Here is a 12,417-nt window from a genome sequence, read left to right as displayed (position 1 = left end):
TATTACCCTTCATTCCCGACCTTTTCTTCTACATTTGCACACACCATAACATTCACTTAACAATAGAAGTCATGAGACAAACAGCCTTTTTCTTTCTGTTACTTTTCATTCAGACCGGAGTTTCAGCCCAAACAACAGATTACAGGAAACAACAGAATTACAAAGAATGGGTACACCTCGCTCCCAAGTTCAATGATGCCTTTTTCCGGACAGAAGAAGCACAACGCATCGGAGACAATGTATTATTGTATCAGCAAGTCACGGGAGGCTGGCCCAAAAACATTTACATGCCGGCAGAACTGACAGAGCAAGAATACACCAAAGCATGGAATGCGAAAGGAGACGTCAACCAAAGTACCATTGACAACAACGCCACGACAACCGAAATTCAATATCTGGCCCGTCTTTATCAAGCTACACAAAAAGAGAAATACAAAGAAGGAGTACTGAAAGGTATCCAATATCTGCTCAAAGCACAATATGACAATGGCGGATGGCCTCAGTTTTATCCGCGTCCTACAGGATACTATATCCAAATCACCTACAATGATAACGCAATGGTCAGAGTCATGCAGCAGTTACGGGAAATCTACGAAAAGCAGTCCCCTTATACTTTCATCCCCGATGAAACCTGCCAGCAAGCACGTAAAGCCTTTGACAAAGGAATAGAATGTATCCTCCGGACACAGGTTCGCCAAAACGGGGAACTGACAGTATGGTGCGCGCAGCATGACCGCATCACACTGGAGCCCTGCAAGGCACGTGCATATGAGTTGCCTTCATTGAGCGGACAAGAATCTGACAATATCGTGCTTTTGCTCATGTCTCTCCCCCATCCATCGGAAAAAGTAATTGAATCGATAGAATCAGCCGTCAAATGGTTCAAGAAGTCCGAAATAAAAGGAATACAAAAAGAATACTTCACCAACAGTGACGGAAAAAGAGATTACCAGATGATCCCTTGCGAAGATTGTCCCGTACTATGGGCACGTTTTTATGAACTGGACACCAATCGTCCTTTCTTCTCCGACCGCGACGGAATTAAAAAATACGATATCTCAGAAATCGGACATGAACGCCGGAACGGATATAGCTGGTACAATAAAGACGGCAGCAAAGTACTGGCAAAATATGAGAAATGGAAGAAGGAATTAAATAGGAAATAATACCGGAGGATGCGATAAGAGGGGATGTCAAAAGTCAATAGTAACTAAACTCTCCTCCTTCCTGAAGGAGTTTAGTTACTATTGACTTTTGATAACCTCTCATCTATTTCTATTTTCTATGACTTATTATCCTACTATATATTTAGCAACCTTTCCTGCACGATAGATCAGCCATACCAATCCCCATGAAACGGCGAAAGCAAGAATAGCGGCTACAGGTATCTGCAAACCAATCGGCATATTAATAGCTCTCATCAGCACGACTGACGGCCCTGTAAAGAAATAATGTATCATATAAATACCGAATCCGCAAACAGTGAGATTCGCCAATGCCTTTTTCATCCTTTCCGAGTTCACTTTTACTTTCTTTGCCAACATAAACACAGGTATCGTCATCATTACAACATTAAGAGAACAATAGGTAAAGAAAAGTTCCAGCATCTCATCCGTATATTCCGGCAATGCGGTTATATGTCTGAAACCTAAGAATGTCACCGCATAACCGACTGCAAACATCGGAATGCCAATCGCCAACGTTTTCTTCAAGCTCCATTCCAGATTTTTCAGATAATGCCCCAACAACAGATAGCCATTGAAACCGGCAAAAGCATACAGCATTCCAAAAGAGTTCCATGAACAGGTACCCCATAAATAATTAGAAACAAACTGATAATAATAAGGAAGCAGCAAAGTTACCCCCCAAGCCAGCAGAAACATCAGTTTGGCACGTTCCGAAGCCTTCTCTACCCAAGCTGAGAAAACCGGCAAATACAGATACAACCCGATAAGCAGATAAATATACCACATATGCACGGCTAAAATGGAGAAGTTGAACGGAATCATCAAAATATATTCCAAAGATACAGAGAATGATTGCTGCATCACTTCCTCTCCCGCATACGGGAAGAAATCAAGAATAATCTGAGGATTCAGTCCCAACAGGCCTGTAATCCAAGGGAACAGATTATAGAGCACCGACCATATCAGGAACGGATAAAAGACACGGGGAATACGTTTCTTGTAAAAAGTAGAAGCATCACCTCTTACAGGCAGAAGCAATGCACCGGTAATCATCACAAACAGAGGCACGCACGGACGCAGTACAGATCCGTAGATAGCACCCCAAAGTTTTATTTCTCCGATATTCGGAGCCGTGCCGGGATAAAAATTAAACGGATCGGTGCAATGACAGCAGACAACTGTAAACATCGCAATAAAACGAACGACATCCAGCCAGACAATATGCTGGTTCTTTTGATTGGATAAATTCATCACAGGTGGTTTCATGGTGTTTTAATTATTAGATAAGCAAGTTTATAAAAAAAGGGATACCCATACGAAAACTGACAGGTATCCCAAATGAATGTTTATGTAATCAACCGCAAGAATTACTTGCCATTACTTATTACTTGTTACTTATTACTTGTTATTTGGCACAACGTGGTTTAATCTGTTTGAAGAAGTCATTTCCTTTGTCATCTACCAAAATAAATGCCGGGAAATCTTCTACTTCTATTTTCCAGATAGCTTCCATACCCAGTTCCGGATATTCCACACATTCAATGCTCTTGATGTTGTTCTGAGCTAGGATTGCAGCCGGTCCGCCGATAGAACCCAGATAGAAGCCGCCATATTTCTGACAAGCATCTGTAACCTGCTGGCTACGGTTACCTTTCGCCAACATAACCATGCTACCACCGTGGCTCTGGAACAACTCAACATACGAGTCCATACGTCCGGCAGTTGTCGGTCCCATTGAACCGCAAGCCATGCCAGCCGGAGTCTTGGCTGGACCAGCATAGTAAATAGGATGATCCTTGATATACTGAGGTAAATCTTCTCCACGATCCAGACGTTCTTTCAGTTTAGCGTGAGCGATGTCACGGCCAACGATGATAGTACCGTTCAGTGACAGACGAGTAGATACAGGATATTTGGTCAGTTCTTTCAGAATCTCAGCCATCGGACGGTTCAGATCAATCTTCACTACATCACCTTCACCGGCCTGACGCAATTCTGCCGGAATCAGGCTACCCGGATTTGAATCCAGTTTCTCAATCCAGATACCATCTTTATTGATTTTACATTTGATGTTACGGTCGGCAGAACAAGACACGCCCAGACCTACCGGACAAGAAGCACCGTGACGAGGCAGACGAATGATACGAACATCATGTGCCAGATATTTACCGCCAAATTGTGCACCCAGACCGATCTTATGAGCTTCTTCCAGTACTTGTTTTTCCAGTTCGATATCACGGAAAGCACGGCCAAACTCATTTCCCGTAGTCGGCAGATTATCGTAGAAGTGAGTAGAAGCCAGTTTCACTGTCAGCAGGTTCTTCTCAGCAGAAGTACCGCCGATCACAAAAGCGATATGATAAGGAGGACAAGCGGCAGTTCCCAGAGTCTTCATTTTTTCCACCAGGAACGGAACCAGTGTACCAGGGTTCAAAATTGCTTTTGTTTCCTGATACAGATATGTTTTGTTGGCAGAACCACCACCTTTCGTTACGCAGAGGAATTCGTATTCCATGCCTTCGGTAGCTTCGATGTCAATCTGTGCAGGCAGGTTACATTTTGTATTTACCTCATCATACATATTCAGAGGCGCATTCTGAGAGTAACGCAGGTTTTCTTCGGTATATGTTTTGTAAACACCCAGTGACAGAGCTTCCTCGTCGGTATAGCCGGTCCACACTTGCTGTCCCTTTTCACCGTGGATAATAGCAGTACCGGTATCCTGACAGAATGGAAGTACACCTTTGGCAGCCACTTCCGCATTACGCAGGAAAGTCAGTGCTACGTACTTATCGTTCTCGCTGGCTTCCGGATCACTCAGAATCTTAGCAACCTGTTCATTGTGCGAACGGCGAAGCATGAATGACACATCACGAAAAGCTGCATTTGCCATCGCAGTCAAGCCTTCTTTCTCAATTTTCAGGATAGGATTTCCTTCAAACTCGCTTACCGATACATAGTCTTTTGTAAGCAGATAATACTCAGTGGTATCTTTTCCCTTTTCAAACATGGGTTGATACTTAAACGGAGGTGTTGCCATAATTTCTTATTTTATTACGTAATGTTAGTTAGTGAGGCAAAGGTAGTAATTAAAAATAAAGAATGATAACGGAAGAATGAAGAATTAAGAATGAATAACGCAGAAAGGAACTATGCCCACCGCAACAAGAATTTATTCTCATTGCAGTGAGAACTTTTTCTCATGCCTATGAGTATTTTTTCTCACTGCGATGAGAAAATTTTCTCATTGTGGTGAGAATTTTTTCTCATCGAGATGAGAATGGTCTGAGAACTTTAGATCACAATAACTACTGTTAATGAGGCGACTAACCAATAAGCCGACTTTAGATTTTACTCTTGAATGGACCCGATTCTTTTGATCAATTCATTGCCAAGCGCAGTTTTGTCCTCAATATGCTTCAAGACAGCCGTCACAAACGTGTTACTTTCAAAATCACCACGTACTTGTTCGAAGTCCTGCTTCATTTCATCGTGAGAACCATCGGCTCCGAATCCTGTCATCGAAGACAGCGAGAACTCTTTACGGGCATCATCATATACCATTTTATCAAGACCGACTACCGCCTCTTTCCACGCTTTTACGATACGGATTATGTCCTGTGCCGTTATTTCGTCCGGATTCAAGCCGTAAAACTCCTGAATCTTGTTGTAAGCCCAGGTCCATTCATACGTATAATAATTCTCATGCATTTCCGCAAAGCTGGCGTTGATGGACTTTAACCGATTGACAGAACCATTTTCGATGCCATCGAGCAGACGGTCTATTTCACTCTTAGGAGCGATCAGTCCGGACATATCCACCCATTCGCCGGTTCCGATTTCCGTGTCCGGTTTCAGACGCTGACGTATTTCTTCGTTACTCTGGAAATTAATGCCTTCCAGGCGTTTTATGATGGAGTTACCCAAAAACTTATGAATAGCGATCTCATAAAAACGGATACCATTATTTAAAGAGGAGTTCTTGATCTTTGCGCTCTGATAGGAATAGATTTCGGATGTTTCGCCGGATACCCGCTTAAGCTCTTTCAGAATAGAACGTCCCTTGAACATTTTCTGAATGGTGTATGGACTCAGAAGATTATAATTGATATAATCCAATCGGTTCGGGTCTTTCCGCTTGTCACGTTTCGGCCACTTCTGAGCATCGCGAATGGTACCCACACTTCTCAGATTCACTCCCGGAACCAGATAAGTCGTGTTCCGTTGCTCGATCAGATAAGAGAAAGGAAGATTGGAGGTATCGGCATGATTAACGTGGCGTCCCATTACCAGAGAAAAGGCTCCGACACGTGCCGGCCATAAGATATAGGAGTCGGAGGTCGTTTTGGCTCCTCTTTCCATGGTTCCCTGATGGATAGGCCCCAGTTTATACATATGGTTGCTCTGATTCGATCCCGATCCCGCATTCATAAACGAGAACATACCGGCAATCAATAAAGTCGATTTGTGGTGAGTCACCGTGAAAGGTCCCGCAAAGATGGCGCATGCCTCCCCGTTCTCTCCCTGGCAGTTACTGAAAAACAAGGAATCGGAGGCTGAATAGTTATGTCCCAGTTTGCAAGACTGACCGACAAAACAACGGGTCAGCATCGTTCCGTCATCTACTTCGGAACCAGAAGAGATAATGAAATCATCACATATTACTCCATGCCCGATATGCACTGGCGCTGTCACATTACTGTTGACGCTACCGTTTGTCAAACGGCAAGTACCGCAGATATGGCAATAATCACCGATCCGTACATTCTTGATAGACCCTGTGTTCAGAATCATCACATGATCACCTATACTACCTACCGCAGAAGCATGCTTGTTGGAATAATAATCGGCAATCGCCTTCATGCGATTAATCAGTTCCGGACGGTGACGATACAATGCAAGTATGTATGCCTGGTGTGCCGACAATTTATCATTGATCAGCACTTCACGTCCGCCCGTTTCATTGAGCACTGTCGCTTCCACCCCATTACCAAAGGTGCTTAGCCCGTCTACCAAAATGATATCCACATTTTCAATGAAGGTATCATTTCCGATTTCATAATTAGCAATGTAGTTTTGAATGTTTTCAATGCAGCAGTTATCCCCCACTACCACATTGTGCAGAGTTACATGACGGAGTCCCGAATGTTTTCTGATCCCTCCGGGCAGTGTAAATTCGGCATCAAATACGCCTAATTTCACTTCACCCGAAAAGCGGGTATGGTGAACATACTCACAGTTAAACCCCTCGGCAACCAAAACATTTCCCCAATCATCAGCCAGACACGACTGGCTCTTCAACTGAAGCACTTCGTCCTCAGTCAATTTACGATAGTCTTTCATATAGATAAAAATAGATATGTACCGCCTCCCCCAATCAGTAAGCGGTACATTGATTATTATTCTTCCTCTTCGTAAGTCTGATAAAGAAAATCGTTATAGGGGTACTTTTGAACATGCAATTCTTTCACTCGCTGATAAACTACATCTTTCAGTTCGTCTATATTGATTCGTTCGCGGGCGGAAATAAAGAGGCAGTTGTCTTCCATCTTTGCCATCCACGTCTTCATCAGTTCTTCGAGTGTTAAGTTTTCCTTTGTTCGGGGGGTAAGGTCGTCCGGCGCTTTCTCCACGTAGGTGTAGGCGTCTATTTTATTGAATATAAGTATCATGGGTTTGCCACCGCCGCCAATGTCGGCAAGTGTCTTGTTCACCACTTCGATCTGTTCTTCAAATCCGGGGTGAGAGATGTCTACTACATGCACCAGTAAATCGGCTTCACGCACCTCATCCAAAGTCGATTTGAATGAGTCTACCAGATCAGTGGGCAACTTACGGATAAATCCGACCGTGTCCGACAGAAGAAATGGCAGGTTATCGATGATCACTTTGCGTACCGTTGTATCAAGCGTAGCGAACAGCTTGTTTTCGGCAAACACTTCGCTCTTTGACAGCAAGTTCATGATGGTCGATTTTCCAACGTTTGTATAGCCGACCAATGCGACACGGATCATACGTCCGCGATTCTTGCGCTGAGTGGCTTTCTGTTTGTCTATTTCCGCCAGACGTTCTTTCAACAGTGACATACGGTTGAGGATGATACGGCGGTCCATTTCGAGCTGCGTTTCACCCGGTCCGCGAAGTCCCACAGAACCTCCTTTACCGCTTCCGCTACCGGAGCCACCACCCTGACGTTCCAAGTGGGTCCAGAGTTGTTGCAAACGCGGTAACATGTATTTGTACTGAGCCAGTTCCACCTGCGTTTTCGCATTGGCAGTCTGTGCACGCATCGCAAATATATCGAGGATCAATGAAGTACGGTCTAGTATCTTTACTTTCAGTTCGGCTTCAATGTTACGTATTTGTTTCGCGGAAAGTTCATCGTCAAAGATGACCATTCCCACTTCACGTTCTTCTTCCTCTTCTGTCCGTATATATTGTCTGATCTCTTCCAGTTTTCCTTTTCCGACATAAGTAACCGAATTGGCTGTCGGTAATTTCTGTGTAAATCGTTTCACTACCTCCGCCCCAGCCGTCTCAGCAAGGAAAGCCAATTCATCCAGATACTCGTTCGTTTTCCGCTCATCCTGCATCTGGGTAATGAGTCCGACAAGTACTGCGGTTTCTACTTTGGCTTCGGATATTATAAATTCTTTCATTCTTTAACTTCTACTATATAAATCTAAATATGGTCGCAAATATAACAAAAAAAAGAGGACAATGTTGTATTGTCCTCTTTTTCGTAACCATTTATAGTAATTCAATTATAAATCAAACCATAACTTTTCCCAAATCTTCGGAGATTCTTTCGGTGCATTGATATTAGCAGTCATCTCTTCCGGGCTATACTCCCATCTTCTGATCAGTTCTTTTGAAGTTGCATCTTCCGGCACTTGTAAGGTCGGGACTTCATTTCCAGCAGTACCAGAACGTCTCCACTGTACAAACTCCTCAAACGGACGATCCATTAAATCAATCCACTGCTGCATATGAATCTCATACAGTGCTTTCTCCTGAGTCAGCGCTGTCAATTCCGGCAAACCTGTAACATATGTATCAATATCCGCTTCCGCTACTCCATAAAATGCACATGCTTCCCGAATGCCTTTCTTATACAATTCATTAGCCTTCGACAAATTCTGAGCAACTCCCAAACCGCGCGCATAAGCTTCCGCTTCCAGAAGCAACTGCTCCTGGCAAGAGTATATTAACTCCGGTGCATCTTTTCTGAAAAGATAACTGCTCACAACAGATGATAACATATTATCTTTGTCATCAGTAACAGCAGGTTCACGGTTACCTAAGCCTCTATATACACCGTCGGCACCCGGTTCAAAATAACAAGGAATACGGGGGTCATTACGTTCCTGCATCGGCTTCAGCATATAGTTGCTGGCAAAAAACAATATCTGTGTACCGCCAACCAATTCTATAAGTTCATACTTAGGATTCTGGTTACCCGGTTCTGCAGAATAAGGGAACACCAAATTATCTGATGCTGATGATACCATGCCTCCAGCCTGTAACAACGTACCAATGGCAGTAGCTTTAGAAGGATCTTTGTCCACCATAACCATCAGTGTTCTGAACTTTAAAGATTTGGCCAAAGTCATCCATTTATTCATATCACCTTTATAATAGATATCGTATTCATCAATCGCATTGGCATCATTCAAATCCATGATCTGCAGTGCTTCATCAAGCAATGACAACACCCCATTCAATACACTTTCCTGAGAATCAAATTTCGGATACTTAATTGTTCCGTTCCAAGATTCAGTGAAAGGGATATCCCCCCATAGCATCGTCGCTTCATACATATGTTCAGCCAACAGAATCTTACACTGTGCAATAGCATTGTGATTCACCGGATCTGCTTCTTCCGCATTTTTAATAGCCAGCATCAAGTTATTACCACCGACAGAGTAGTAATGTTTCCACGTATTTCCTGTACTATAAGGGGAAATGGTATATACCGATTCATCCCAGCCACCATAATCAAGTCCACCATCAACCTGACACTGTGAACTCATTGATAACGGAATATAGAAGTCACCACCGGTACGTGTTCCGGCCCAGTTTACGGCTACATAGTTAAACAAATATCCGGGATCAACTTTCTCGGCAGTATTGGGGTCATGGTTGATATCAAGCCAGTCGCTGCATGAAGTAAATAACCCACATGTCAAAGCGCTCAATGCATATGCTAATATTTTCTTTTTCATAATCATGTTCGTTTAATTCTTACAATGTTAGTCTGAGATTAAATCCGAAACTTCTGGTAGAAGGGATACTGTTAAACTCTACACCGCCTCCGATCTGAGAAGGACCGAAGAAGTTAGCTTCCGGATCAATATGCGGCACATGATCTTTGATGATCCATAAGTTACGTGCCTCGAAGCCTAAATCCAATGATTTAACAAAGAAACTCTTAAACCATTTACGCGGAAAACTATAGGACAATTGCACTTCTCTAAGTTTCACAAATGATGCATTATAGATATTTCCTTCATTATTACTGGAGTTCGCCACATGCTGCCAGTAGTCCTGCATACTCTTCACCGGAACATCATTAGGTCTGTAAGTTCCGTCATCCTGAAGAATAACACCCGGTTCAATAAAAGAGGCATCTTCACGGTGAGCCACTGTTTCTGCAGCCAAACCACTGCTTCTCAAATTAGCTACTGTTTCCGAATATAAGGAACCTCCATGACGGATATCAATCAAGAAACTAAAAGTCAGCCCTTTATAAGTAAGTGTATTGTTGATACCCATTGTAAAGTCAGGATAAACGTCTCCCAAACGTACGTTATTGACTGTTTCTCTCAAACCTGTCTTAGAGTTAATTACATAATTACCTTGATCATCACGCTTCCAGGCAGTACCGTACAAACCGAACGAATCACCTTTGGCAGCCTTAATCTGCAAACCACTCAATCCGCTAGTCAATGTATATTCATCAAGTCCTTCAGCCAACTCTTCTACAGTCTGCTTATTAGAAGCAAACGTTGCATCCAAGTCCCATTTAAAGTTACGTGTTTCTACAGGAGTCAAGCCCAAAGTTACTTCGACACCCTTATTGGCAATCTTTCCGGCATTGATATTATTAGCAAAGTAACCTGTTGATAACGGGACATCAATACTTACAATCTGATTCTTTGTGATATTGCTATAATAAGTCATATCCAAACGAATCTTTCCACCAAAAAAACGTAAATCAGCTCCGACTTCGAATGAACTTTGGTTCTGAGGTTTCAAGTTTTCATTCGGCAGAACACGAGGCCCGGTAAAACCAACCAGTCCCATGTGTGGGAAAGTATTGACATTACCCAGATATTGCAAAAAGTAAGTACTAGCTGGAGTATATTTAAATGCCAAATTGTACGGATCTTCGTCACTACCCACATTCGCATAACTTAAACGAATCTTACCGTAATTCAGGATGTCTTTATTCTCCATCAATTCTGTGAAAATAAAGCTACCGCTGATAGATGGATAGAAATAAGAACGGTTATTAATAGGCAGAGTAGACGACCAGTCATTACGTCCTGTTACATTAATAAAAAGCATATCTTTGTATCCCAAGCTAATATCTCCGTATAAACCGACAAGACGTTTCTTTTCATAATAATTCACCGGAGTAGTAGATTTCGCATTAGTATATGTATACAATCCGTCAACTACCAGGTTCTGAGCTTGTACATTTTCATTCTTCCATTCTTCCTGATAGAGATTATGACCTACCATCGCCTTAAAATGATAATCATTGGCAAAAGTCTTCTCATAGGAAACCATTAAGTCATTATTTATAATTCTTTTATACAAATTCCAAGTCTGAAACTTACCATTTAAGGCTCCTACAGTACCCTTTGCGTAAAGTTTACGTCTTCCTTCTGTATAGAAGTCAGTTCCGGCATTGTTAGTGATAGTCAATCCTTCAATCGGCTTATAAGTCAATGTGATATTACCGATCATACGATCCAGATTATTGGTAAATTTATTCTTATTAATAATCCAGTACGGATTATTACTTTTGCCTTCTGGATCCAACGTAACCTGTTTGCCATTTTCATCAATCCAGTTCTGCTTAATATCATGAATATCAATCGTTCTTGGCAATCCATTGATTAAAGGAATCAGCAAGTTGCTATCATTTGCCCCCTGTGCCGGACGACCTTCAGAATCTGAACGTATATATTGGGCAGAGATGCGTCCTGTGAAGTTGCTAGTAAAGTTCATACCTGCATTCACAGAGAATGCATATTTGTTATAGTCAGAACCTGGCACAACACCGGTCTGATTAGTAGAAGTAAAGCTCAAACGGAAATCAGCCTTTTCACCACCTCCGGCTACTGACACATTATTAATATAGCTCATTCCGGTTTCATAGAAATCCTTCACATTATCAGGATTTGCTTTCAAGGTCACTTTATCTCCTTTATAATCTGTAAATTGCTGATCTTGTACCGATGAAATCTTCGGTCCCCATCCATTCAGCATTTTTACATTATATACTCCGTAGCTACCTTGTGCATACTCATTCTGGAAATCAGGCAATTTAAGTACATTCTCAAATCGTGTTGAAGAGTTTACCGTAACAAATACCGGTGAATTCTTCTTCCCTTTCTTAGTAGTAATAACAATTGCACCGTCTTTTGCACGTGCTCCATACAATGCAGTTGCAGCTGCCCCCTTCAATACGTTGATAGATTCAATATCGTCAGAGTTGATATCTCCTGCACGGTTACCTACATCGACTATACCATTGGTTCTGTCAGGATTGTAAGAACCATTGTCGATAGGAAGTCCGTCAATAATAAATAAAGGGGAAGAAACTGTGCCAATAGAAGAAGCACCACGAATCTGTATACTTGAACTACCACCTACCGTTCCAGACGACTGTGCAATTTGCAAACCTGCAATCTTACCGGACAATGAATTAAGCACATTACTTTCACGCGCTTTAGTTATCTCATCTCCTTTTACACTGGATACTGCATAACCTAAAGATTTTTCAGATCGCTTAATACCCATAGCTGTTACCACTACCTCTTCAAGATTCTGAGAATCAGACTTTAACAAAACTTTCAAAGTAGGTTTGATTACGACTTCTTGTGTTTGCATACCAATATACGAAATCTGCAAAGTCTTTGCAGAACTAATTCTTTATATAATGTGTTGATTATTATAATAATGAGAAATATAAACCTGATCGTCATATATGTTATTG

The 12,417-nt window shown here is 42.2% G+C and carries 7 protein-coding genes; 1 reads left to right on the top strand and 6 read right to left on the bottom strand.

The window, feature by feature from the left end; all coding sequences use genetic code 11:
- Positions 1-71 precede the first annotated feature (71 nt).
- A complete protein-coding gene (gene pelA / locus NBH01_RS12530; protein WP_072066162.1) occupies positions 72-1,166 on the top strand; it encodes a pectate lyase in 1,095 nt (364 codons plus the stop codon).
- A gap of 126 nt (positions 1,167-1,292) precedes the next feature.
- Here pelA and NBH01_RS12525 read toward each other — a convergent pair whose 3' ends face one another.
- From NBH01_RS12525 to NBH01_RS12500, 6 genes are all read right to left on the bottom strand, one after another.
- Complete coding sequence (locus NBH01_RS12525; RefSeq protein ID WP_008759584.1) at positions 1,293-2,453, bottom strand: acyltransferase; 1,161 nt, start codon at positions 2,451-2,453, stop codon at positions 1,293-1,295.
- A 139-nt stretch (positions 2,454-2,592) separates the two neighbouring features.
- Positions 2,593-4,227 (bottom strand): fumarate hydratase, encoded by a 1,635-nt coding sequence (locus NBH01_RS12520; RefSeq protein ID WP_008759583.1) that lies wholly within the window; start codon positions 4,225-4,227, stop codon positions 2,593-2,595.
- Between the two features lie 311 nt (positions 4,228-4,538).
- Positions 4,539-6,530, bottom strand: a complete 1,992-nt coding sequence (locus tag NBH01_RS12515; protein WP_008759582.1) for a DUF4954 family protein — start codon at positions 6,528-6,530, stop codon at positions 4,539-4,541.
- Between the two features lie 56 nt (positions 6,531-6,586).
- Positions 6,587-7,846, bottom strand: coding sequence for a GTPase HflX (gene hflX / locus NBH01_RS12510; protein ID WP_250700131.1), 1,260 nt, complete (start codon positions 7,844-7,846; stop codon positions 6,587-6,589).
- 105 nt (positions 7,847-7,951) lie between these two features.
- The gene (locus NBH01_RS12505; RefSeq protein ID WP_008764022.1) at positions 7,952-9,412 is read right to left on the bottom strand and encodes a SusD/RagB family nutrient-binding outer membrane lipoprotein; all 1,461 of its coding nucleotides are present in this window, start codon (positions 9,410-9,412) and stop codon (positions 7,952-7,954) included.
- A gap of 19 nt (positions 9,413-9,431) precedes the next feature.
- The gene (locus NBH01_RS12500) at positions 9,432-12,350 is read right to left on the bottom strand and encodes a SusC/RagA family TonB-linked outer membrane protein (RefSeq protein WP_255309644.1); all 2,919 of its coding nucleotides are present in this window, start codon (positions 12,348-12,350) and stop codon (positions 9,432-9,434) included.
- Between the last annotated feature and the right edge of the window lie 67 nt (positions 12,351-12,417).

It is taken from the genome of Bacteroides sp. B1-V-101 (assembly GCF_023656585.1).
Classification (GTDB): Bacteria; Bacteroidota; Bacteroidia; order Bacteroidales; family Bacteroidaceae; genus Bacteroides; species Bacteroides thetaiotaomicron.
Note: the sequence above shows the minus strand (reverse complement) of the source record. Positions and strands in the feature narration are given on the sequence as shown.

Excerpts from the sequence above, each read along its gene's own strand:
- pelA (WP_072066162.1), top strand. The coding sequence starts at position 72 with ATGAGACAAACAGCCTTTTTCTTTCTGTTACTTTTCATTCAGACCGGA.
- NBH01_RS12525 (WP_008759584.1), bottom strand. The coding sequence starts at position 2,453 with ATGAAACCACCTGTGATGAATTTATCCAATCAAAAGAACCAGCATATT.
- NBH01_RS12520 (WP_008759583.1), bottom strand. The coding sequence starts at position 4,227 with ATGGCAACACCTCCGTTTAAGTATCAACCCATGTTTGAAAAGGGAAAA.
- NBH01_RS12515 (WP_008759582.1), bottom strand. The coding sequence starts at position 6,530 with ATGAAAGACTATCGTAAATTGACTGAGGACGAAGTGCTTCAGTTGAAG.
- hflX (WP_250700131.1), bottom strand. The coding sequence starts at position 7,846 with ATGAAAGAATTTATAATATCCGAAGCCAAAGTAGAAACCGCAGTACTT.
- NBH01_RS12505 (WP_008764022.1), bottom strand. The coding sequence starts at position 9,412 with ATGAAAAAGAAAATATTAGCATATGCATTGAGCGCTTTGACATGTGGG.